The organism is Lacinutrix neustonica (genome assembly GCF_026625145.1).
GTDB classification, from domain to species: domain Bacteria; phylum Bacteroidota; class Bacteroidia; order Flavobacteriales; family Flavobacteriaceae; genus Lacinutrix; species Lacinutrix neustonica.
Window position 1 is genome coordinate 1153326 of sequence record NZ_CP113088.1, and the last position, 24596, is coordinate 1177921.

The window sequence follows — 24596 nt, forward strand, 5'->3', positions numbered from 1 at the left end:
TTTATTCTTTATTGTCTTTATTCTTTCTAGTATGTGAGCAAGGAAAAAAACACGTCTCCTTTGCTCTTAACTCATGCTTATCCTTTAATTCGTTTCTTCCTATTGGTTTCATAATCTTCAAAAATCATCTCTCCCAACCCTTTTAAGCCTGTATAAAATGCCTTGCCTTGATTGGCTTTAGTAAAAGTTTCTACAAATTGCATGAGGTAGTTGTCTTGAGCAATCATAAAGGTGGTTATGGGAATGTGCAATCTTCGAGCCTGTTGTGCTTGTGCATAGCATTTATTAGTAATGTATGGATTAAGGCCGTTACTATCTTTATAATAGGTTCCATCGGGTAACCTCAAACAACTGGGTTTCCCATCGGTGATCATAAAAATTTGCTTATTAGTATTACGTTTTCGGCGTAATAAATCCATAGCTAGTTGTAAACCTGCAACTGTATTGGTATGATACGGTCCCACGTTTAGATAAGGTAAATCTTTAATCTGAATGGTCCAAGCATCATTTCCAAAAACCAAAATATCTAAAGTGTCTTTTGGATAACGGGTCGTAATCAGCTCCGCTAAGGCCATGGCCACTTTTTTTGCTGGTGTTATACGATCTTCCCCATATAAAATCATGCTATGGCTAATATCAATCATGAGCACCGTACTCATTTGAGATTTATGAGTCGTTTCCTCAACCACCAAATCCTCTTCCGTTAAGTTAAACGCTCCAATACCATGATTTACCTGTGCATTTCGGAGACTTTCGGTCATAGAAACTTTATCTAAACTATCCCCAAATTGATAATTTCTGAAATCACCAGTGTGTTCATCACCTATGCCAACACCCTTACTTTTATGATTTCCGAACCACTTCTTTTAATTTGTCCGAAGATTTGATCTAGCGCAGACTGCCGGATGGCACGTTCTGTTTTTGCTGTAATACCAGTACCTTTTGAGCCATCTGTCTTAATTTCTTCTCGAATATAGCCCTTGGCTTTCAAGTCTTCAATAAAATCATCAATAGTGTAGTCCGGTGTTGTCAATTCGTATTCTTTATCCAACTCTCGTAACCAATCGATGGCTTCATCAAAATCACCGTAAGTATGAGTAATTAATTCTTTAAAAATATCGAAGAGTTTCTCGAAAGGAGATTGAAAGGGCGCTTCATATTGCTTAAACACGAAGCCCTTTCGTATGTGTTTTTCATTTTTCATAGGATTATAAAAATACGATAATTTTAGAGTCTTCTACACCAATCTTAACAAGTCTTTATGAAAAAAACGGTAGATTTTACTACCTTTAGATTTGAATCAAATTTGAATCCAAAGAAACCGAATGAAATACCTCTTCTCGTTGCTACTGCTTTTTTGTATCGCAACCCTATCTGCTCAAGAATTTTCCATAAACTTATTAAAAAACAACCCTCCTAGAAACATAGGTCCTGGGGGTATGTCTCGGTCGTGTAACAGCCATTGATGCTGTGCATAGCAACCCGGACATCATGTTTGTAGGCACTGCCTCTCGGTGGTCTTTGGAAATCAACATCGGGAGGTATCAAATGGCATCCTATTTTTGAAAACGAAGTCACCGCTTCCATTGGTGCTGTGGCCATCCAACAATCTAACCCTAGCGTGATTTGGGTAGGTACAGGAGAAGGAAATCCTGAAACAGTCTAAATGGTGGTTTTGGGGTTTATAAATCTTTAGACGGTGGGAGAAACTGGTTATCCATGGGTTTAGAAAAAACCCGTCACATCCACCGTATTGTTATAGATCCTACCAATCCAAATACCATTTATGTTGCTGCTATTGGAAGCCCATGGGGGGAACATAGTGAGCGTGGGGTATATAAAACCATTGATGGCGGTCTTACCTGGAGTAATATCTTATTTGCGAATAACAAAACGGGGGCTGCAGATTTGGTTATGGATCCCACGAACCCAAACAAATTAATTGCAACACTTTGGGAGCATAAACGTGAGCCTTGGTTTTTTAATTCGGTGGAAAAGGGTTCGGTTTGCACATCACTCATGATGGTGGAAATACTTGGAAAAAAATGACCGAGAAAGAGGGGTTTCCAAAAGGGGATTTAGGACGTATTGGCGTGGCTATTGCCGAAATAAACCCAATATTATCTATGCCTTAGTAGAAGCCAAAAAAAATGCCTTATACAAAAGTGTCGATGGTGGTTTTAATTGGAAAAAAATTAATGATAAAAGCGATATTGGAAATCGGCCTTTTTATTATTCTGAAATCTATGTAGATCCACAAAATGAAAATCGCGTGTATTCGGTTTTTACCTATATCAATGTCAGTGAAGATGGTGGAAAAAATTTTACGCAGTTGATGCCAGCTTACGGCGTAAGTAATGGCGTACACCCAGATCATCATGCCTGGTGGATTCATCCTGAAAATGGAAATTTCATGATTGATGGCAATGATGGCGGTATGAATATTACAAAAGACGGCGGACAATCTTGGCGCTTTGTAGGTAATTTACCTGTCGCACAATTTTATCATATTAATGTAGATAATGACTACCCATATAATGTGTATGGTGGCATGCAAGACAATGGTTCTTGGCGTGGGCCAGCCTATGTTTGGCGTGCTCAAGGGATTAGAAATAGTTATTGGCAAGAGATTAGCTTTGGTGATGGTTTTGACGTCATTCCAGATCGCGATGACTCCCGTTATGGGTGGACGATGAGTCAGCAAGGTTACGTGAGTCGCTACGATTGGCAAACAGGCGATAATTATGGCGTAAGGCCCACCCCTCCTGATGCTGATATTTTATTACGTTTCAATTGGAATGCTGCTATAAATAGTGATCCTTTTAATAGTAGCACCATTTACTTCGGCAGTCAATTTGTACATAAATCGACAGACAAAGGGGATACTTGGTCCATTATTTCTCCGGATTTAACCACCAATGATTCTGAAAAATTAAAACAAAAAGATAGTGGTGGATTAACCATTGATGCCACAGGAGCAGAAAACCATTGCACAATTTTAGTGGTTGAACCCTCTCCTATTGAAAAAGAAATGCTTTGGGTGGGTACTGATGATGGGCGTGTGCATATTACTCAAAATGGAGGAAATAGTTGGACAGATGTTGGTAAGAATATTGAGGGACTGCCTCACGGAAGTTGGATTGCACAAATTAAAGCCTCTAATAAAAATAAAGGAGAAGCGCTTTTGGTCGCTAACGATTACAGACGATTCAACTACACGCCTTATGCTTATAGAACAAAGAATTATGGAAAAACATGGGACCGTATTGTTGATGGTAACGACGTAAAAAGTTATGCGCTTTGTATTGTAGAAGATCTCGAAACACCTAACCTACTTTTTCTAGGTACCGATGATGGCCTTTACATCTCTACTAATGCTGGCGCGAAATGGACGAAATGGACCGAAGGCTTTCCTACCGTTCCGGTGAAAGATTTAGTAATACACCCACGTGAACACGACTTAGTTATTGGAACTTTTGGCCGTGCAGCTTGGGTACTAGACGATATTCGTCCGTTACGGGACATTGCGACTAACTCTGCTATTTTAAATAAAAAATTAGTTCTATTTACAACACCCACAGCATACAAAGCGGCCTATCAACAAGCCACGGGGAGTCGTTTTGGCGGTGACGCTCTTTTTAGTGGGGACAATCGTGGTTATGGGGCGCGTCTTCAATATTATATTCAAGTTGAAAAACCAGCGGAAGACTTGAAAGACAATGATGATAAAAAAGAGGAAGATATAGAAGACAACGAAGGATCTTTGGAAGACGAAAACAAAATAAAGTGGGATTCAATAACGATGAACATCTATAACGGAGACAAGCACATTCGTACCCTAAAACGGAAAGCACCAGATTCAACAGGCATTCATACATGGACGTGGCGTTTACGTGAAAAAGGAGCCGACTATCCTTCCAAAGAAATCAAGAAGAAGGAAGAAGAACCAGGCGGTGTTGAAGTAAAAGCAGGCATTTATCGTGCCCTGTTGACCTATGGGGATCTAACAACAGAAACACAGGTCGTCGTTAAAAATGACCCACGACTTGAGGTCTCAGAACAAAATGAGGAAGAGGTCTATACGACTCTAAAAGGCATTGAAGATCTAAGACAAACTGCTGCCGATGCGATGCAACAACTGGCTAAAAGCAAAGAAACAGCGTCTAAATTTCAAAAGGATTTAAAAGGGTTAGATGCTAAAAAATACAAGGAAGAGATAACGGATTCAAAAGAGATTATCAAAAAACTTGGGGAAATTCAGGATATTTTCTTTGGAAAAGAAGATGACAGACAAGGCATTACACGCAGCCATATTCCAACAGTAAATTCTAGAATAGGAATGGCTTCTAGCTATGTTAGTTCAAGAAAAAATGGTATCACGCGTACTGAAACCACCTTAATAGATCTTGCAAAAACAGCGTTGGATGATTTATTTAAGAAAATAAACACCTTCTATGAAGCGGATTGGAAAAACTACCAATCTAAAATGGAAGCCTTAGACCTTTCTGTTTTTAAAGCGATTGAAGTTTTTAAAATAGAGTAATATGAAAAGATCATAATGCAATACTTGAAAGATTGGCACCTATAGAAATATTAAGATGGAATTACAGATCTATAATGGCTTTTAAAAGTCCTTTAGTATTTGCAATTGAATAATTATCTCGTTAACTTTCACCATTAACCAAAAATATTAGATAACATGAAAAAATTAGTTCTACTGGCCTGTGTTTCCGCTTTATTATTTGCGACGGGCTGTAAAAAAAATACTAAAGATAATGTTGAACCTGGTACCGAAATAGAAACGACTGATTCCATGGTGGAAACAGAAAAAACGGCCAAGGTAAAATTAACCATGAACGCTAAAAGTGAGAGTGCTGTAAAAGGTAATATTGTATTCACGCAAGAAGGTGAGGAAGTTGCTATGGTGGCCATGTTAGAAGGATTAACACCTGGCGAACATGCCATACACCTACACGAAAAAGCAGACTGTTCTTCAGATGACGGAAAGTCTTCAGGTGGGCATTGGAACCCAACAAACCAACCACATGGAAAATGGGGAAGTGCTGCAGGTTATCACAAAGGAGATATTGGAAACTTCATAGCAGACGACAAAGGCTATGCTGTAGTTAATTTTTCTACAAACGAGTGGTGTATTGGTTGCGGTGATGCAAACAAAGACATTCTTGGAAAAGCCGTTATTGTGCACCAAGGTGTTGATGATTTCACCTCTCAACCTAGTGGAGATGCAGGAAGTCGTGTAAGTTGTGGTGGAATTATTGAATAATCGATTACTAAAAAATAATAGATGCAGTTAGATACATTAGTGGTCAAATTTCAGAATAAAGATGAAAAAGCATTTGAAGAACTTTATAATATGTATCGCGAAAGCATGCATGGCGTGATTTATAATATCGTAAGAGATCATGATATAGCCGAAGAATTAATGCAAGATGTTTTTATTAAAGCCTGGAATAAAGCTGATACTTACAGTGCACAAAAAGGTCGCTTCTTTACCTGGATTCTTAATATTGCTAGAAACACAGCGATAGATAAGACCCGTTCTAAAAGCTTTAAAAACAGTTCTAAAAACCTTAATGCAGAATATTTCGTAGATATACTGCCTACGCATGAAAGCCTCGACGATTCTACCAATGCCATTGGTATTGCGAAGTTTGTGACAAAGCTAGCCGAAAATTGTAAAAAAGTTATTGAACTTCTTTACTTTAAAGGGTACACACAAAAAGAAGCGTCTGAAGAATTAGACATGCCTATAGGTACAATAAAAACTAGAAATAGGAATTGTATTAGCGAATTAAGACAAATGGTTTTAGAATAATGGAGACACAAGAATATATTAATAGCGGAATTTTAGAGCTCTACGTCGCTGGAGCGCTTTCAGACGAAGAAAATCCGGAAGTATACCAAATGATGTTAAAACATAATGAAGTCCTTCAGGAAGTTTTAAATATTGAATCGGCAATTGTTAAATTAACCGCACAGACTTCACCTAGAAACTCTCAATTTATTTTTAACAGTATAAGAGAAGCCTTAGGTTTTGATAATAAATCAAACGAAACGAAAGTGGTTTCTATGGATACTAAAAAATCAAACTGGTTTGCGTATACTGGTTGGGCTGCTTCCATTGTTTTGGCAGGTGGATTATTGTGGATGGTTAATCAAAATCAAACATTAAATTCACAAATTGAAACGGTCGAGACGGATAAAGAGTTCTTAGAAATACAGATTGAAAATATAAATTCTGATTTAGCAGATACCAAGCAAATTCTAAATGTTTTTAGAGATAAAAACATTATTACGGTACCTCTAGCAGGCCAAGCCGTTTATCCGGAAGGGTACGCAAAGGTTTATTGGGATAAAAGCGATAACACGGTCTTTTTAGACCTACAAGGCTTGCCGAGCCACCAGAAGGCAAAGTCTACCAGGTCTCGGTCATTAACTTTAAATCCATTAACACCTACAAGTTTAGGTACCATTGATAATTTTGTAACAGATACTAATAAAATATTTCGTTTAGAAAATGCTAACGCATCTCAAGCTTTTGGTATTACTTTAGAACCTGCAGGAGGAAGTGCATCGCCTACTATGGAGCAATTATACACTTTAGGTGTTATTGACGCATAGAACAGTAAGAAACAAATTTAAAAACGATGTAAAAACTCAGACTATGGTCTGAGTTTTTTTATGACCTCGTTAAAACGAAACAAATAACCATCTGATAAAAAGCTTAAAACACTTAAAAACAACTATTTCTAATACCTACATCCAGTTAAAAGTCACCCATTCAATATGGATTCTAGTCCACATTTATACGCTCAACTGTCTATAATTAAAACCTATAGCCTTTTAGAAAAGCAAAAGCTCAGACTTATGGCCTGAGCTTTTTAATAGTATACTATACCCCTTAAATTTATAGACGCCACTTATAATATTAATCATCCATTAAGATGGACTTTACATATTTGAACTCCTATAAAACAAGGAAAGCTCCTGCCTATTTAGTTAAATAAATACACAGGACACTTTCTCATCAACCAACAAAAAACAAACAAAAATCCATCTTATTCATAGCGTTAGAATTATAGTATTGTAGGTTATGAATCCTTGTGTTTTATGTCTTTCCATATACCTACGTAAATAGTATAACATCGGTTTCATATTTCTAAAAATTATATGTTATCGTTGCTTTGGCATTAAACGGTGTTCCGGGTGTAAAATGAATCTCTTCTACCGATTCCACTTCATTTGCTAATCTGGACTCCGTTAAAAACTGTGTTTCATTCCATTCGGTATCAAAAATATTCTCAATGGAAAACCCAAGAGTCATATTCTTGTTTATTTCATAATTCAAATTAAAATCAGTAATAAAATAACCTTGAGCAGTGACAGAGTAGTTTTCGTTTGCAGCACGATCACCTAAATAACGATATCTTATTCCGCCTGAAAACCCTTTATAATCATTTAGCGCTAAGCCACCAACAAACGTAAAGATGGGTGCTAACGGAATATAATCTTCCCCCTCAACTTCCTCAGTACTTCTTGCTTTTGTAAGTGTCGCATCTGTATCAAAATAGAGGTAATCACTAAATTGATAGCGTAAGCCAAGATCTAAACCAATACGTCTTGTTTTTCCGCTAGGCTCAACAATTCCTGCATCTCCCACATAAACAAATTCCTGATCTAAATGCAAAAACCAAGCCGTTGCATTAAATACCAAATCTGATATTGGCTTATAAACGGCACCCAAATCAACACCATAAGCCTTAGGTAATACATCTTCACCATTCCTGTTTACAACCACTCGTGTATCGTTAGAATGAAAACCAATTCCTGATTTTAAAAACCATTGCAACTGGTCATTCTGTTTAAATAAAACATCTAGTTTTGGAAGTAGTGCGGTCTTGGTTTGTGATTGTGTTTCGTAGGTTTCTGCTAACGTATTTGTATACAAGAATTTAAAATATTCAAAACGCAACCCTGGTGTTATTTTAAATTTTCCAAAATCGAATGCCGCTTTGTAAAATCCAAAGAAATTAGTTTGGTTTATATCGCCAAGTTGAATAAACTCTAAAGTGGTATTCCTGTTTAGGGTATGTGATAACTCGACATCATCTACGCTATCATAGCGCAAACCAATCCCTGCAGTTGTCGCTAATTTTGAAAAACTTAGTGCTTTTTTGGTATTAATCTGTGTATTAAAACCAAAAATGTTGCGCTCCTCTTTTTGCTTAATTTGATCGCCATTAATCGCATCTTCTAAAAAGAATGTGAAATTTGAATACAGTTCGAAATCATAATGTGAATAAAACACATTTGACTTTATTGAAGTCGTTTCATTAAGATTTGAAAAATATTCTACATTTAGGTTAGATCTACTTGTATTTCCACCTTCTGTATCGTCAACGGCACCAAACCTATCAATCGTCCCGTTTTTTACTAATCGTTCCGGTATTTGACCGGAAGCATCCCAACGACTATTAAAATGAGATAAGGTTACGGCTACCCTATCGTTTTCATTGATAAAAGCTGAATATTTTCCAAAAAGGTTTAAGCGATTAAAATTTTGTGGTGATTTGAAAGGGCCATCGGTTTCTATATACTCAATACCAATATAGGCATTATCACTTTTAGCATTATCTATTAAATTGAATAATCCCAAAGTGCGTAGACTATTAAACTGACCATATGATAATTTTATGGTATTCTCATTGAGTCTGTTCTTCGTTTTGAAATCCACATAGCCAGCTGTTGTGAAATCTCCGGCTTCAGCATAATAGGGCCCTTTTCCAAAATTTATATTTTTAATGGTCTCAGGAATTAAAAAGTGTAAATCACTATAACCTTGCCCATGTGCATGCGACACATTGTTTACAGGTATGCCATCTACATTTATTGAAATATCGGTACCATGATCGATATCAAAACCTCGAAGAAATAGTTGTTCTGCTTTACCTCCTCCAGCATGCTGACCTATAATTAATCCAGGAACTTTTCGTAAAATTTCCTGAGAAGAATTAATTGGATTTGTTTCAAGATCCACTTTTACCAGCGCATTTAACACACTTTTCTCTTGCTTTAAAACCAGCTCATCAAGTTTAAAAATATGTCGTTCTAGAGCGACGTATAATGTCGTAGTGATGTCTTGTTGAGAAAGTACTATTTTAGTTTTTTTAAATCCTAATAATCCTATGGATAAAGTATCTCCTATCTTATTGTTTTCTAGCAAAAAATACCCATTATCACTGGTGTGAGCATGATTTTTACTATTTAAGTTATAAACGTATGCACCATTTAAAGGTTGTGAATACGTATCGTAAACAAATCCTTTTAACTGTTGTGCCGTACTGATTTTCGAACTTAGGAAAACGATAAAGATAAAAGTTACATAGCGTAAACTTTTATATGTTTTCATTGGTAGATTGGGTTATAATATTGTTTAAAGTTGTTTTATTTTTAAAGCCATAATAGGTCCTAATTCATAAGATGCTCCCAAAAGTTCTTCCTTAAGTGGTTTTACTTTCTCTCGGAATATTATTGGCTTTATAAACTTCGGCTAAATGATAAAGCGCTACTGGTTCGTAAGTTTTATCAACGACATGGTTCTCCATGATTTCTAAGGCTTCCATAGTATTCCCTTTATGCAGTTGTGACCAAGCTAACAAATCGTAAGACTGTGCGGTAGCTCTGTTTTCAATTTCATGCTTTGCAATAGCAATGGCTGAATCGGATTTTTTTCAGCAAATACCTCAACATTATAGGCATTATACATGTCACCATACTGTTTATTTTTAACGGCCTCTGCGTAAAGCTCCAAATAAGATTCTTTCATCTCATCATCTTTCAAATACTCCGCTATTTCTGCTTTTAACAAATAATAATCTGGAGCATTATAAGAGGTCGTAATATTGTTTAAAATACGAAGTGCTTCCTCCGGATTGTTCTCATATGAATAGACAATCCAAGCAATACCCCTTTTAGCGTAGGCATCATTAGGGTTTAATGCTAATGCTTTTAAAAAATAATCGTATGATTTTTGGATTTGGCCATCATGACCATAAAAATCTGCAATGTTTGTGTAAGCCCATTGCATAGTGCTTTTAATTTTCGAAGCTTCCGCTTTTGCCATCGCTTGTTCCATATATTTAATGGCAGCTGTAAGATTGCCTTTGTGGTCGTTCCATTTTGCTGTTCTAATTAAAAAATCAAAACTCTTTAAATCTACTATTCGTTCTAAATAGTATTTTGCCTTCTCATTATTACCCAATTCCATGTGTACATCAAATAACATCTTTTGTGTACTTTCTAAATCTTCAGAAAGTATTTCTGCTTTCTCTAATAAAATTAGTGCTTCTTTAAAACGGTGCTGAGAAATATAGTTTCTAGCTAAGGCCCGTAAATAAGACGATTTGTTATAGTCTGTTTTTTCGTTGAGTTGTTTTAAACTATTTTCGGCTTGAATTAAATAGTTAATCTCACCTGTAGTACTGAATAATTGTGTTTGTGTCCCTGCTAATTTCGCTAAGTAAGGAAATTGATTAGGTGTTTTTTCTAACTTATTTGTCCAAAAACTATGATCTGTTTTTGCATGAGTTAGTGCTGTGTTTTCAGCGATTAAGAAAACCTCGTAATCTTCAGCTTTAGTTAATTTTTCGATTTTAGTGGTGCAGCCAAAAAGAAGTAACACCAAAAGTGAGTATATCGTTGTTTTCATTGTTTTGTTTTGTTTGTTGTTGGAAATAAAAAAGCTAGAGCATCTCGAAAAAAACACTCTAGCTTTACATTTAATCTTCTAGAAAGGAGAAGCTAAATATGGAAATGAGGTTAAGAATGTTTTATCGTTACCATCTACATGATCATCACTTAATGCTGGATTCTCAGTAAAATCTTCACCTCCAAAAATGAGTAATAACTCTACAGTAATCACATCGTCTGCAAGTGCACGACCTGTTAACACGTTGGTACCATCATAAAATGTAGTGGTTCCATCTAAAGATATGTTTAACACATCGGTAGCCAACAAACCTGTAAAAGCGGCAGCATCTTGTCCTAAAGCATTTTGATCTCCAGGATTAGCAAATGCTGGGCTTAAAGCGGTAAGATTTGTTTCAAACATACCTTGAAATGCAGCATCTTGAGCTGATGGAATGGTGGTGTTAAATGTATTTTTACTCGCTGCCGAAACAAAGACTGTATTAACAGCAGGCCTTCCCATTTGATCGTCTTGTGTATAAGTTCCGGAGAAATTAATTCCAGTAGGTTCTATTGGTGTTGAGTTATCATCATCATTAGAGCAATTAAATGCTACCGCAGAGATCAATAAGGCATATACTATTGTTTTTATATTTTTCATGATTCTATATTTTTATAAGTTGATTATTATTTAGACTTCGTTTCTACCCAAGCATTAATGTTTCCTGTTCCTCCAATTAACGTTTTTGGCACTTCAATTACAATAGACATTACGTTTGTCCCGGCAAAAGTATCTGATCCAGGATTATTGAAACCTCCTGGTGCATTACCCGCGATAATTTCACTGTATTGTGCAAAGTCAAAGAAAAACGGATCATCTCTTGGACCCGCAAATACCATTACACCATTGCTTCCTGTCGCGGTTACTGCTGGAGAGCCGTAGGCCGTAATATCTACTGAAGTTTGAACTGCACTGGTTTGAATAACACTATTCAATCCTGTAGTTGACGGGGATACGGGTCCGAAAACATACATCTTCCCATTTCTAGGAATCGCTTGTAATACTAGATCCTCGACATAATCTCCATCGGTATCAATATTAATTTCTACTAAAACATTTTCATCAAATGCTGCACCGGCCGTTGCTGTAGGACTTAATAATCCTTGAACATTTGCTACAAAAGCAATATTGTTTGTGTTTTCACCTTGAAAGGCATAGAAATCTGTGATATCACTTGTTCCACCTGCTACTGCAGGAGCATCAATGTGATCTGCTGCTACCATAAAGAAACCGGCAACCGCAATTGCTGAAGCTCCTAATAAAATTTTGATTTTTTTCATAATAAATTGAGATTTGTTGTTAATTATTTTTTGGTTCTCGCCTATATTTACGCAAATAAGTAAATAGCGGTTTTGTTAAAATTTTGTTAACACTAAAAACCATTTGAAATTTATTACTAAATCAATTGGTTTGATAACTCAAATAAAATAATTGTGAACCCATCTGCGAATGGCTGGATAAAAAAAATGTTCTCCTTTATTAAAAACACTGCTCCTGTTTTTAATGATTATAATGATTTATACTTTAAACTCAGGGCCAATGGTTTTATTTATGGTGTACTAAAATCTATACCACATTATATCATTCATGAGCACCAGTATTCTCAAGATGAAATTATAAAGGTGAACCTGTTGGATGCCCTTTACCATATTCATTGGTTCCATACAAAATCGGTAGACTTTGACCATTTTGTAAATACATTGCTTGCCTTTTATAAAGAGATGGAGGTCGCAGATCTATCGATTTGGGATAAGTTATTGATGGGGAAAAATAATTTTTCCATTTTAGAACGTGTTATTCACTCCGAGTCTTTGTAGACAAAAATATCCTTACTAAAAATTTTAATAAAGCAACTACAAGCACTTTGCTTTTTGTAGATGTTCTTGCTTTTAAAAGGTATTTAAACACACCCAATCATGTGAACACCTATGCTGCAAGTATAGAAACAATGGTGGTAAATATTAATTACGATGCTTTAAGTTTTAAGAATAAAAAGCTAATTTCAGATAAAGGCATTTTAAAGAAAATTAAAGAGTCTGTAGCCTTTATAAAGACTAACAGGAAAGATTTTAACCTATTTTATCGTAGAGCGATAGAAACAGATTTTAGCTTTGAAGAAAAAAAGTATTTTCTTGATGTGGCTTGTTTAACTGTTTGGGAAGACCTCTTTACCTCAGATTATGAATACAATTTCATTAGATCTATAGGGACAGATATGAACCTCTCTGAAGATAATATTAGCGACTCTTTAAAGCATATGGCTCATTTTTATGCAGAAAACAAAAAGCTTTTTCATCTCCTCAAGCCCTCAGACCCTTTGAGCAATTTCTACTTTAACTCTTCCCAATTAGCCTCAAAACTCATTAAAAGAAATAGTAAACGTATTATTAAAGAATTAACCCAAAGTAAAGAGTTAATGATTCTATTAACCCAAGCGACAACGCGAGAATTAACAAAAAAAGAACAAACTAAGGTACAACTACATTTATTAGATATTTTTAAAACCATTCCCAGTTTAGCTATTTTTATTTTACCCGGAGGTGCTATTTTATTACCTATTGTTATAAAATTAATTCCTAATTTGTTGCCTTCTGCTTTTGATGACAACAAAATTGATAAAGAGTAACGCTTGGAAAATATAAATAGCACTCAGGTCTATTAAAACTAGTGTTTTTTTTAGTCTAAGCAGAATAGGAACCGGCAGTCAATATAAGATCACAGTAAGCACATAAATGACACTCAACATACGACAATCATCATCAGTTTCATGTCCTGTTTTTGAAATTATTAATAAACCACATATTTTTATTCCAACCAGCTTTTAAAATCTTTTACTCGTTCCCGAGCCACAATAATCTCCTGTTCTCTATAATTGTTTAGTTTAATCTGAAGTCCGGAATTGGTATAACTCACCATATCTTTAATAGCATGAATATTCACAAAGAATTTCCTGTTAATACGAAAAAACTGTGATGGCAAGAGTTCTTTCTCTAAGGTATCGAGCGAGAGGTCTATTAAATAATTCCGCCCTTCCTTAGTATGAAGATATGTGCCTTTGTTTTCACTAAAAACACATTCTATATCATCAATATTAATCAATTTTAAATGCTGACCCACTTTAACAGAAAATCGTTTTTTGTACTCCTGTTCTATAGGGTTAACCAGTAGTTTTTTAATGTCATTAAAATCTAAAGTCACCCGTTGTTTCTCTCGGTAATCGTACTTTAAATTTTAAAACGGCCTGTTCCAATTCTTCGTCATCTATTGGTTTTAATAAATAATCAATACTATTTAACTTAAAGGCTTGAAGCGCATATTCATCATAAGCTGTGGTGAAAATAATAGCAGATTTTATGTCTATGGCATCAAAGATTTCAAAAGACAGGCCATCACTTAATTGAATGTCTAAAAATATGAGATCCGGGTGTTGGTTTTGATTGAACCAAGTGATTGCTTCTTCTACAGAATGCAATAGCGTGTCTGCTGTAACACCTATAGTTTGTAACATACGCTGTAAACGTCGTGCTGATGGTTTCTCGTCTTCAATTATAATTACTTGCATAGTGAATTATTCGGTTATTGCTTTGTTGGATTGCTAGACTGTTGGATTAGTGCGTGACAAATTGATGCTACCGTTTTCTAATCATTTTTCAACTTTTAGCTATTGCCTAAACATATTATTCCCAACGCCTTTTATCATCATCCATATACTTATCAATCTGGCGCTGTTCCCACGCTTTTCCAAATATTAAATTTTTTCCAAAAACACTTAAAAAATGAAAAAACAAGCCAATACCCCAAAAAATAGGAGTAGAAAAAGTCCCGAAGCTAAATAGTGGCTGGTCTGAATTACTTGTAATAGTGACAATCAAAAAAATATTTATAAGTAAATACACTACCAAATGTACATAAAAACCTCTTATATTATCGACTTTCTTTTTTGCCCTTAGGTAAGCTTCTTCTCTTTCAAAATTTTGCTTTGAATCAGCTTCTTCAAAGGGCTCTATCTCATATTTTCTCATTGTATTATTTTTTAAAGTGAATTACTCTTGTTACGCTCCTCTTCCATGAATTTTTCAATCTTACGTTGTTCCCAATCCCGACCAAGGACTCCATTATTTATAAATACTTTGTAGGCGTGAAAGGATAAGCCAACTCCCCAGCCAATGGCAGAGAACCGTGAACCATTTATATTCCCAATACGTTCTGTAATTAATAAATATTAAAAACGGAATCACTAAACAATACGAGATTAAGTTATAATAAAAGCCTTTTAATTCTTCTACGTGCTTACGTGCTCTTACGTAGGTGTCGTCCATTTGTTTTTTTGGTAATTGTTTCATAACTGTTATTTGTTTGGTAAGCATGGGAATAGCCACTCTAAAATGCGTTTTATCCTCGGTAATACTTACTTGTTTGTTTGTTAATAATTGGTAGCGCTGTCTAATGTTATTTAAACCTACACCACTACTCTTTTTCACGACTTGTTTGGTTTGTAAATTGTTTTCAACAACGAGATGTCCTTCATTTTCATAAATTTTAATATGCAATGGTTTACCAGAGGTCACTATGTTGTGCTTTACAGCATTTTCTAGTAATAACTGAAGTGCTAGGGGCACAACTTTAGCTTCAGGGTTTTGGGCCTTTTCAGGAATATCAAACACGATGCTATCTTCAAAACGCATTTTTAAAAGCGACATATAGGTTTTAGCAAATTGTAGTTCTTCATCTGCTGTAACCAAATCTTTATTCTTTTGTTCTAAAACATAGCGATAGACTTTTGATAGGCTCGTGGTAAATTTTTGTGCGCTATCTGGATTTTCTTCAATTAAACTTGTTAATACGTTTAAACTGTTAAATAAAAAATGAGGATCTAATTGATTCTTTAACGCATCAAACTTGGCACTGGCAGTACCCGCAATAACTTTTTGCTCTTTTACTTTATTCTCCTGTTTGTGTTTTTGGTAATAGGCAATATAAAATATGGCGGTTACCGTGATGGATATGGTTAAGGAAAACCAGTAATTTAATACCGATTCAGAACTAATAAAAAGCCTAAACGGTTGATTATAAATAAAGACTTTCGCTACTAAACGCAATAAAAAAATAGCAAAAACGGAAATGAGTACAGAGAAAAATGAAGCAAATATTATGTTTTTTAGTTTATAGAAATCGCTTTTATATCGCGCAACTAAAAGTCTAAAAACATACGCATTAGACATATACAGTACTACAGAGTATATTTGGTTATATATAAAGGTTTCCAATAGTTTTTCATTGAATTCTATTTCACTCCCTGTGAAATAAATTATTATTCCAATGATTAAGAATATTAAAACACCAATTGAAAAGGCTCTTCCTAAATCTTTAAAAAACGCTAACATAGATTACTCTTTACACGATTCGGCAATAATTTGCAGGACTCTTTCCTTTCCCCAATTAGGATGGAATTTAGATTTTGGTTTAAAGTTAGCAAAAAGATTAAGAGCTGCTTTTAAATCTTTACAAAAAGGTGTTACCTCTTGACCAAAGTATTTAGCACTACCCATACCCCAATCCGCTTTCATATAGACTACTCTTGGATTATCTCGGCGCTAATTTTAAAGCCTCAGCATAAATCTGAGACACCTTTGAGGCTAAGATCATGCCGTACTTTGCGCCATCGCTAGCCACATATACGGTATGTAGTAAGGCTTGCATAACCAAAATTTCAGGATTTTGTTTTGAAATCGCAGTAGCGTCATTAACAAAGTCCTGTGCCCGTTTTAATTGTGCGTTTAAAGCATCAACATCCTTCATTTTGGTAAATGCATCAAGAATTAACACTTGAGCGGCATAATAAGAAGGTAACCAATTCTCGGTTTCTGCACTTGCAATACGCTCAAATACATTGGCGGCATCACTGATTTTATTTTCCTGCCAAAGTGCAAAGGCTTTTTCCATACCTATTTCATAATGAGTAGGTAGGACAGAGGATTCCTGTGCTTGTGTTTCAAATTGAGTAGTTAAAGACATGATGATTAAAAATACGAGTCTGTACATAATATGTGGTTTTAAGGTTTAAGCAAATATCCTTTGAAACACTTTGTTTTAAAAAAGGTATTGTCTGAAATGTCATTTATTCATTCTGAAATGTGAATTACGTTGTTTAAGTGTTGCAATGTTACATCCCAAAAACATTTAATAATCTTAAAAATGGAAAGAGGTAGACTAAAGAAAATTAACTAACTTTAAATCGCTTAATGAATCGAACCAAAAAATAAGCAATGGATTTCACCCTCATCGTACAAACAGTCATTGGCATTACTATTATATTTCTTATGCTCTTTAACATGTATCTCTATTTTAATGATGAGAAAGACGATACCATAAACTTCATTATAAAACAATGGGCCTATAATAAATACTTTTTTTTACCCTTGGCGTGGGGTGTTTTAGGCGGACACTTCTTTTTAGGGAGTCAAGTGCCCATACTGGGGCCTAATTCGTGGTTGCCTGTTATACTAGTAGTGGTATTACTACTTGCTATTTTATTTGTTGGACTTAAGCAACCAAAGGATTTTGTTATGAAGCGACGCATTCAGTTTCTGCTCCTTATTATTGGTGTTTTGTACGGCCATTTTTTTTGGTCACAACGGCATTTAGACTATTTTGAATTTTTCAATTAACACCCATGCAAAATTTAGACCTCTATATAAAAAAACATCCTAAATTAGTTCGTATGGTACAATACGTACTCATGGGGTTATTTGTATTTTTAATACTGTTTGATATCATCTTAGCCGCGACAGATAATATTACCATTAGCGAAGTCATAAAAGGGGAAACCGAAAAAGCCTTTTTTGTATTAACCTATTTCACGGGGCGCTTTAGCCATGAATTTATTTATTACAAGAAAAAGCAACAAATTAGTCAGCGATGTCCTGGGCACTATTATTCTCTTTGGAGTGGCTGCACTGATTTTCTTTTTAAAAATCGGTCCATTATTAATGGCTGTTGTTTCTGAAATACCGTCTCAGCCGACACAAAACGAAATACGTATTGCGCACGCCATTTCTATGGCTTTTGGCATGTTGATAGGGTATTTTTTTTGGCGTCAACAACATGTGGGTGCATAGTGCATAGTGCATAGTGCATAGTGCATAGTGCATAGTGCATAGTGCATAGTGCATAGTGCATAGTGCATAGTGCATAGTGAAAAATACGAATTATGAAAATAACAAACTCTCCTCGTTTTAAATATACATTTCTAGGGTTAACCATGTTATTGCTTATAGGCTGCAAAGCAGTATTGGCAGCAAAGTATGACGCGATCATAATAGAAAATTTAGACACAAGCACGACTGAGACATTCGCTTTTATAGCAAGTGTTTCTAATGGTACAGATAGCAATACGTTCATGGAAAGAGCAGACACCTACAACGCAATCATTGGCGCTTTTGAAACCTTAGAACTTCAAGCCGGAGCAAGACCACTACCAAAAAACAAAGCCTCCGAAAAAATAAATGCCATTTTAAACACACGGGGTAAACCCAGTTTAAGCAGAGATTATCTAAGTGCCTTCGCCTTTAAACGTATTGCCGAAAATATAAAAAAATGAAAGACACGGACAGCTCTTCAGGATTGAAACCCTTAGTTGTTACTCTTTTTAAAGGTGAAATTTTAATTTTCTTAGACCAAGCAATTACTGACGAAAGCTTTTTAAAACGATAAGTCATGACAGATAATACTATAAACCTTATAGAAGAGATAAAAAAATATAGCGACCACCATTATTCAAAAAGACATCACAGCAGTATGTGGATTTAGTGAACGTCAAGTAGAAGCGATTGCTAAACAAACCGAATTAATAAAGATTGGTCTTATTTCACGGAGATATAGACGAGGATTTACTTGACTTCTTTTTGGAAGGCTTAGAAGCCATGGTACAAAATTTCATCCATACCCTAAAAGGCCTTTTATTAGTTACATTAGAGAAACTTTGGAATAGTATTATTACCATATTATATTCAGCTATTGGTATTGAAGTGTACTAAACCGCAACGTTTTTAAAACCATCAAAATACTTCATATACTACTAAAATTCTAACGGCCTCATCTTTTCTTACGAAATAAAAGTATTGAAAATTAAGCGTTTAAGACTATTAATGCTTTGAATTTACGTATATTATTATGCGCAAATTAATCAAAGTCCAATAGTATGAACAATTTAATACTCACGACCCTATTTCTAACAATAGGCCTCACTATGCATAGTCAAAATGAAACATCTGTTTTGCAAGCCAAAACGGCATCAAATGTTAGACCTGATATTCAAAACCAAACGATTACCAGTCTATTAACTTTAAAGTGGTATCATTTAAATTGCGATTTTAAAGTCATAAAGAATAAAAAAGTTGCGACAGAAAAATCAAGCACCGATAGATTTACACACCAAACGAAAGACTTTTTTATTAAGTTTTATGGAGGTATTGCGATTCGCTTAACCTAGGGATAACAAATGGGTATTTCTACAGTAGTCTCATTTTTTTTTGAAGTAAAGGTTTTTGGAAAGTTATTATTAAGTACTGCTATTAATTCTAGGGATAACACTTCTAAATCGCGCCTCTCACGGCTACACTTTTCAACTATAAATTATCCAATTGATTATCCGTTCCTTTTTCACTTATGGTCCGGAAGAACCCTACAAAAAAGAACTGATCTGCTGCTGGTCGTAATGCGCGACGGGCAAAAGTATTATTTACATCTGCTGTGTTAGCATATTGATAACCATTAACGTTTTTGGTTCCCAATACATTATTAACCGAAAAATATAAAATCTTCTGCTGACTCAATAAATACGCCCAATTGAGACTCAAACTGCTATAGCTTTTAGTTTTCTGATTTAAAAATCCTTCCACGTTTGGGTTGGTATACGATCTCCCGGAAGCTAAAGCATAACTAAAGCCTATCTCGGCTTTTCCAATCATCAATCCAGTATTTTCCTACCAAAGAGAGGTTATGGCTATTGGCGAAATTTGGTTGCGCCGCCATGGGATAGTTTCTATAGTCGCGTTCCGTATCTAGAAACGAATAACTTACCCAATAATCCAAATTTTTAAAACTCTTATTGTCTCTGTAAAATAAATCTAAGCCTTTGGCATATCCCATCCCTTGATTGTTGTAATCGCTATCCAGTCTAGTAAACGCTGTCTCGTATTTCACTAAATTGCTATAGTTTTTAATATAGGTTTCTGCTCTAAAAATGCGTCCGTCGTTATTATACTGATAATTTAAAATATAGTGTTGGGCGTGTTCCGCTTTTAACTGTTGTTCAAACTTTAAAATAGCGCTGTTTGGATTTTGATAAAAATCGCCATAAGCCAATGACAATTGACTTCTCTTTCCTGTTTTATAAGCAACAGACAGTCTTGGGGAGATTGTTGTTTCATCAAGAAGTTCGCTGTATTCTCCCCTCAATCCTATTTTTAGCGCTAATTGTCTTGAAAAAATAAGATCTGCTTCTCCAAAAACCGCCGAAATACCATTATCATAACCATAGTCAAAAGGTGAAACCATTGTATCTTGATATGCTTCATTAAAACGGGTCGCAAAATACTCTACTCCAAAATTAAGTTTGTACCGGTTACTAAACTTTTTTCTTAATTTAAATTTCGCATGAAGCGAGTTTTCGGTTGCCTCTATAACTCTTGTATTAATGTTGCTATTCGTTTGGGCTTGGGTATAACTAAAACCTGAAGACAGTGTCCAACTCTTTTTTAGTTGGGCTTGATAGGAACTGTTGAAGTATACATTGTTATTATTGAGCTTGAAACGGATGCCCTCCGGATCATTTATATCCTCTTGAATTAACTCAAATTTAGAAGCATCGAAAGCGGTATATGCTTTTAGCAATCCGTTATTCGTTTGATGTCTATAAACCGCTTCACCAGATCCCGATTGGAAAGGTTTAATCCATTGATTTCTATCCTTAAAAAGTGCTAAATAGGGATCTAAATTTATATAAGAGGCATTCACACTCAATGAATTGCTATCCCATTTTTGAGTATTCCCCAAGGTGGCACCAACGGTCATAATGCCAATATCTGTCTTCTCTTGATCTGGTTCATCGATAGTATTTAACAACAGCACACTTGACAACGCTTGCCCATATTCTGCAGAGTACCCCCCTGTTGAAAAAGTAATCCCGTCAAAAAGAAACGGAGAATAACGCCCACGTGTCGGGCTATTATTTGTCGTTGGGGTGTAAGGTGTAAATACACGAATACCATCTATAAATATTTGAGTTTCTTCTGCTTCTCCTCCGCGCACAAAGAGCCTCCCATCTTCGGCCACCGTTGTGGTACCTGGTAAGGTTTGTAAGGCACCTACAAAATCACCTAAAGCACTTGCCGTAGTGACTACGTCCAGCGGTTTTAATACCGACACCTTACTATTGTCGCCTGCAGAAAATGTGCCTGCAGAGAGAACGACGGTATCTAGAGTATTGACATCATCCCGTAATGTTATCTTTAAATTTTGTAAAGTACTCACATCGTTTGTCATTTGATACCTTTCGTAAGAAACAAATGAAACAATAAGCCTTTGCGTGCCTGATTCGCTGGTTGCAAACGTAAATTGGCCTTTAACATCAGTGGTATTTCCATCATAAGTGCCTTCCAAATATACATTTGCACCTTCAATAGGATTATTTTTAGTATCTGTTACAAAGCCGGTAATAGTAGTTTGTGCTGAGAGTTGCAAGCTGATTAATAGAATGAGAATGGTTAGTAAAGACTTCGTCATGTTCATTAGTTTTATTTGATACCACAAAGGTGTATTTGTAGTCTCTATTTTAAAACTTATACTTACTGAACTGTGACATTTTGGAGATGAATTGACTATTTTTACTAAAAAAGAATCAACCAGGATGAAATTGTTAAAAAGGCACACCTTCTATATATTATTTGCCCTTTTGATAGGTATAGAAACAATAATCGCGAATTTAGAAGGCTTACAAAATGTGCACTATATTTCTAAACCTTTAATTGTTGGCGCGCTACTATTTTACTTTATTAGTAAAAGCAAGCACTTGAGTTTTAATATTAGAAAACTTACCGTACTTGCCCTAGGATTCTCCCTAATAGGTGATATCCTTTTACTTTTTGTTTTTAAATCTAAAGCTTTTTTTATTACTGGCTTACTAGCTTTTTTAATAGCGCATGTCATGTATTCTTTACTTTTTTTTAAGCAAAGAAATAAAAGTAAAAAACCACAGATTTGTATTGTATTACTCGTAGTCTATGCTTTAATACTTTTTTGGTTTTTAAAATCTGGATTGAATGATTTATTGATCCCCGTCATCCTGTATATGCTTGTGCTACTAACCATGGCCACCCTTGCTTTTTTAAGACAAGGTCGCGCAAACACTGTAAGTTATAACTTGGTGCTTATAGGGGCATTAATTTTTATAATTTCCGATAGTCTTTTAGCTATTAACAAATTCTACACACCCGTTCCTCTATCAAGTTTTAGTATTATGTTTACTTATGCGTTAGCACAATTGCTAATTACTACTGGCATATTAAAAGGTTTAAAAAACTAAGACTTATTATAAGGCCTAATGATCAACCGTGCCGCTTTATCAAAGTTAATATAATTGTAGGTCCAATTAAATAAGACAATAACGCGATTACGGAAACCAACCAATGACATCAAGTGAATAAACATCCAAATAAACCATGCAAAAAAGCCAGCAAACTTGTAATGTTTTAAATCGACAACGGCTTTATTTCTTCCTATAGTAGCCATAGAACCTTTGTCTTTATAAACAAAAGCCTTCATGGGGTTACCATTAATTAAATGCAATAAGTTTTTACCTAACAATTGCCCTTGTTGAATGGCGGGCTGTGCTACTTGTGGATGCCCTTCAGGGAAGGCTTCGGTTCGCATTAATGCAATATCACCTAATGCAAAAACAGAATCAAAACCCTCTACTTGATTATATGCATTCACTTTGTAGCGATTTGAACGGTCTTGAAGGGCGTTTGCATTTAAGCCATGCACAGGATTCCCGGTAACACCTGCTGCCCAAATAAGGGTTTCGGACTTCAAAGTCAACTCTGCATTGGTCTGCACCGTCTTACCATCGTAATCTTTAACTTGTGTGTTACAATGCACGATAACACCAAGGTCTTTTAAGAATAATTCAGCTTTGCGAGATGCATGTTCACTCATGGGTGGTAACACTGTGGAGTGACCTTCTAACAAATGAATTTTCATCATATTGGGATCGAGATCTTTATAATCTTTTGGTAAAATATTATTTTTGAGTTCTGCTATCGCACCTGCAAGCTCAACTCCAGTAGGGCCACCTCCAACAATGACGAAATTGAGAAAAGCCAAACGCTCTTCTTCAGTTTCAGCAATAGCCGCCTTTTCAAAATTTTGCAATATCAAACTTCTAATATCTAGCGCCTGTGAGACCTCTTTCATTGGCATGCTGTGTTTCTCAATGGTTTTGTTTCCAAAATAATTGGTTTTGGTGCCTGTGGCCAATACCAAATAATCGTATGAGAGGTTTCCAATGGTGGTTTGAATTTCTTTTTTATCGGCATCAATCTTTTCCACCTCTGCCGGACGAAAAAAAGACCTGTTGTGCTTTTTAATAATTTTACGCAAAGGGTAAGCTATCGAATCGGGCTCTAATCCGAGAGGAAGAGACCTGATATAACAAAGGTTGAAAGGTGTGGTAGTTGTGCTTATCCAATAAAATCACCTGAGCTTTTTTATTAGCGAGCATTTTAACAAGGCTCACTCCTGCAAAACCACCACCAACGATCACGATTCGGGAAAGTCAGATTTAGGAATATTCATAAAAAGGTATTGACGTATATTAGTATCTAAAGATACAAATTAAGTGTTTTAAAGTCTATTTTAAAAGTTGAAATCTATTTGTTCTACAAAGTTGTTTTCATCATGACATGACGCTTCCATTATTTTACTGTTTCCAGCAATGAGGGTCTTCTTTAATAAACAGATTCTCACAGTTCAACTACGACCACTACAAGAGCAGCATTAATCTTTCTATAACATTACTCTTTTGATTTTAAAATCGAATATATGCTACAACAAGAATTCGATTACCTTATTTAGCCGTTAATATACCCGAAATTGTCTAATCCTAGATCCTTCTAATGGACTGATATATGGGCTTAACAGATTAGTCACCTGAGGACAGAACAGGGGCCAAATAAATATTATTAATAATCTTGTAACATATGTTACTTTTACGCTACTTATATAGCGAAGAAGAATTTTTAATTAAATGCTGTTTCAAAACCTAACCAATGACATTGAATAAAGAGCTAGAACATAGTTTTGTAGAATTGCTTGAAAAAACCGAACATTGTTCACAAAGTTTGCCGTTTATATACAAACAACTATGATGCACATAATGATTTGTTTCAAGAGATTACAATACAGCTACGGAAGGCGTATCCAAAATTTCGAGGCGATTCTAAGTTCAGTACCTGGATGTACCGCGTTGGTTTAAATACTGCTATTACGCTTTATAGAAAGTCTAAACGGACGATAAACACTTCAGAATTTGACGCCGTACAGTTTAAAATTAAAGCTGAAGATTATGACGATACAGAAGAACAACAGTTGAAGTTATTGTACAGTGCTGTGCATGAACTAAATGATATTGAAAAGGCCCTTGTTTTCTTGTATTTGGAGGACAAAAATTATAGAGAAATTAGTGAAACCATGGGTATAACTGAAGTCAATGCTAGAGTGAAAATGAACCGCGTGAAGACAAAGTTAAGAACCATTTTAAATCCGTGAT

21 protein-coding genes and 6 pseudogenes are annotated in these 24596 nt (G+C 35.3%); 13 read left to right on the forward strand and 14 right to left on the reverse strand.

Features of this window, described 5'->3' with window-relative positions:
• Positions 1-77: 77 nt before the first annotated feature.
• Positions 78-1204, reverse strand: a pseudogene (locus N7U66_RS06360) (vWA domain-containing protein).
• 121 nt (positions 1205-1325) lie between these two features.
• Between N7U66_RS06360 and N7U66_RS06365 the strand changes: the two are divergent.
• The 4 genes and pseudogenes from N7U66_RS06365 (at position 1326) to N7U66_RS06380 (ending at position 6642) form a co-directional block, all read left to right on the forward strand.
• Positions 1326-4543 (forward strand): annotated as a pseudogene (locus tag N7U66_RS06365) (WD40/YVTN/BNR-like repeat-containing protein).
• 156 nt (positions 4544-4699) lie between these two features.
• Positions 4700-5284 carry a superoxide dismutase family protein gene (locus N7U66_RS06370; protein ID WP_267677778.1) on the forward strand — a complete coding sequence of 195 codons (585 nt, stop codon included), beginning with the start codon at positions 4700-4702 and terminating at the stop codon, positions 5282-5284.
• A gap of 21 nt (positions 5285-5305) precedes the next feature.
• Positions 5306-5836, forward strand: coding sequence for an RNA polymerase sigma factor (locus tag N7U66_RS06375; protein WP_267677779.1), 531 nt, complete (start codon positions 5306-5308; stop codon positions 5834-5836).
• Positions 5836-6642 (forward strand): anti-sigma factor, encoded by an 807-nt coding sequence (locus tag N7U66_RS06380; protein WP_267677780.1) that lies wholly within the window; start codon positions 5836-5838, stop codon positions 6640-6642. The genes N7U66_RS06375 and N7U66_RS06380 overlap by 1 nt, the downstream gene beginning before the upstream one ends.
• 538 nt (positions 6643-7180) lie before the next feature.
• On the opposite strand, the gene N7U66_RS06385 is transcribed toward N7U66_RS06380, so the two are convergent.
• The 5 genes from N7U66_RS06385 to N7U66_RS06400 all read right to left on the reverse strand — a co-directional run bounded on the left by N7U66_RS06385 (position 7181) and on the right by N7U66_RS06400 (position 12048).
• The gene (locus tag N7U66_RS06385) at positions 7181-9430 is read right to left on the reverse strand and encodes a TonB-dependent receptor (protein ID WP_267677781.1); all 2250 of its coding nucleotides are present in this window, start codon (positions 9428-9430) and stop codon (positions 7181-7183) included.
• A gap of 91 nt (positions 9431-9521) precedes the next feature.
• Entirely contained in the window at positions 9522-9644 is a 123-nt protein-coding gene (locus N7U66_RS21465) for a hypothetical protein (RefSeq protein WP_313791436.1), read from the reverse strand.
• 29 nt (positions 9645-9673) lie between these two features.
• Positions 9674-10729, reverse strand: a complete 1056-nt coding sequence (locus tag N7U66_RS06390; RefSeq protein ID WP_313791437.1) for a tetratricopeptide repeat protein — start codon at positions 10727-10729, stop codon at positions 9674-9676.
• Between the two features lie 78 nt (positions 10730-10807).
• Positions 10808-11368 carry a DUF4331 family protein gene (locus N7U66_RS06395; RefSeq protein ID WP_267677782.1) on the reverse strand — a complete coding sequence of 187 codons (561 nt, stop codon included), beginning with the start codon at positions 11366-11368 and terminating at the stop codon, positions 10808-10810.
• 26 nt (positions 11369-11394) lie between these two features.
• The gene (locus tag N7U66_RS06400; protein WP_267677783.1) at positions 11395-12048 is read right to left on the reverse strand and encodes a DUF4331 family protein; all 654 of its coding nucleotides are present in this window, start codon (positions 12046-12048) and stop codon (positions 11395-11397) included.
• A 186-nt stretch (positions 12049-12234) separates the two neighbouring features.
• Between N7U66_RS06400 and N7U66_RS06405 the strand changes: the two genes are divergently transcribed.
• Positions 12235-12585, forward strand: coding sequence for a hypothetical protein (locus N7U66_RS06405; RefSeq protein ID WP_267677784.1), 351 nt, complete (start codon positions 12235-12237; stop codon positions 12583-12585).
• Positions 12586-12593: 8 nt separating this feature from the next.
• Positions 12594-13394 (forward strand): LETM1-related biofilm-associated protein, encoded by an 801-nt coding sequence (locus tag N7U66_RS06410; RefSeq protein ID WP_267678487.1) that lies wholly within the window; start codon positions 12594-12596, stop codon positions 13392-13394.
• A gap of 179 nt (positions 13395-13573) precedes the next feature.
• On the opposite strand, the pseudogene N7U66_RS06415 reads toward N7U66_RS06410, so the two are convergent.
• The 6 genes and pseudogenes from N7U66_RS06415 to N7U66_RS06435 form a co-directional block, all read right to left on the reverse strand.
• Positions 13574-14330 (reverse strand): annotated as a pseudogene (locus tag N7U66_RS06415) (LytR/AlgR family response regulator transcription factor).
• Between the two features lie 115 nt (positions 14331-14445).
• Positions 14446-14790 (reverse strand): 2TM domain-containing protein, encoded by a 345-nt coding sequence (locus N7U66_RS06420; protein WP_267677785.1) that lies wholly within the window; start codon positions 14788-14790, stop codon positions 14446-14448.
• Positions 14791-14801: 11 nt separating this feature from the next.
• The gene (locus tag N7U66_RS21470) at positions 14802-14960 is read right to left on the reverse strand and encodes a 2TM domain-containing protein (protein WP_313791519.1); all 159 of its coding nucleotides are present in this window, start codon (positions 14958-14960) and stop codon (positions 14802-14804) included.
• A complete protein-coding gene (locus N7U66_RS06425) occupies positions 14884-16152 on the reverse strand; it encodes a histidine kinase (RefSeq protein ID WP_267677786.1) in 1269 nt (422 codons plus the stop codon). Before N7U66_RS06425 ends, N7U66_RS21470 begins: the two co-directional genes overlap by 77 nt.
• Positions 16153-16155: 3 nt before the next feature.
• Positions 16156-16335, reverse strand: a complete 180-nt coding sequence (locus N7U66_RS06430) for a hypothetical protein (protein WP_267677787.1) — start codon at positions 16333-16335, stop codon at positions 16156-16158.
• Positions 16336-16351: 16 nt separating this feature from the next.
• On the reverse strand, positions 16352-16810 hold the full coding sequence (locus N7U66_RS06435; RefSeq protein ID WP_267677788.1) for a hypothetical protein: 459 nt from the start codon (positions 16808-16810) through the stop codon (positions 16352-16354).
• 224 nt (positions 16811-17034) lie between these two features.
• On the opposite strand from N7U66_RS06435, the gene N7U66_RS06440 reads away from it, so the two are divergent.
• The 5 genes from N7U66_RS06440 to N7U66_RS06460 all read left to right on the forward strand — a co-directional run bounded on the left by N7U66_RS06440 (position 17035) and on the right by N7U66_RS06460 (position 19259).
• Entirely contained in the window at positions 17035-17436 is a 402-nt protein-coding gene (locus N7U66_RS06440; RefSeq protein WP_267677789.1) for a hypothetical protein, read from the forward strand.
• 5 nt (positions 17437-17441) lie between these two features.
• On the forward strand, positions 17442-17774 hold the full coding sequence (locus N7U66_RS06445; protein WP_267677790.1) for a hypothetical protein: 333 nt from the start codon (positions 17442-17444) through the stop codon (positions 17772-17774).
• Between the two features lie 204 nt (positions 17775-17978).
• Entirely contained in the window at positions 17979-18368 is a 390-nt protein-coding gene (locus tag N7U66_RS06450) for a hypothetical protein (protein WP_267677791.1), read from the forward strand.
• Between the two features lie 256 nt (positions 18369-18624).
• A complete protein-coding gene (locus N7U66_RS06455; protein ID WP_267677792.1) occupies positions 18625-18804 on the forward strand; it encodes a hypothetical protein in 180 nt (59 codons plus the stop codon).
• A gap of 164 nt (positions 18805-18968) precedes the next feature.
• Positions 18969-19259, forward strand: coding sequence for a hypothetical protein (locus tag N7U66_RS06460; protein WP_267677793.1), 291 nt, complete (start codon positions 18969-18971; stop codon positions 19257-19259).
• A gap of 136 nt (positions 19260-19395) precedes the next feature.
• On the opposite strand, the pseudogene N7U66_RS06465 reads toward N7U66_RS06460, so the two are convergent.
• A pseudogene (locus tag N7U66_RS06465) lies at positions 19396-21553 on the reverse strand (TonB-dependent receptor).
• 124 nt (positions 21554-21677) lie between these two features.
• Here N7U66_RS06465 and N7U66_RS06470 point away from each other — a divergent pair.
• Entirely contained in the window at positions 21678-22352 is a 675-nt protein-coding gene (locus N7U66_RS06470) for a lysoplasmalogenase (protein WP_267677794.1), read from the forward strand.
• Here N7U66_RS06470 and N7U66_RS06475 read toward each other — a convergent pair.
• Positions 22349-23623, reverse strand: a pseudogene (locus N7U66_RS06475) (NAD(P)/FAD-dependent oxidoreductase). The gene N7U66_RS06470 and the pseudogene N7U66_RS06475 overlap by 4 nt on opposite strands.
• Before the next feature lie 479 nt (positions 23624-24102).
• On the opposite strand from N7U66_RS06475, the pseudogene N7U66_RS06480 reads away from it, so the two are divergent.
• A pseudogene (locus N7U66_RS06480) lies at positions 24103-24595 on the forward strand (RNA polymerase sigma factor).
• Position 24596 lies beyond the last annotated feature (1 nt).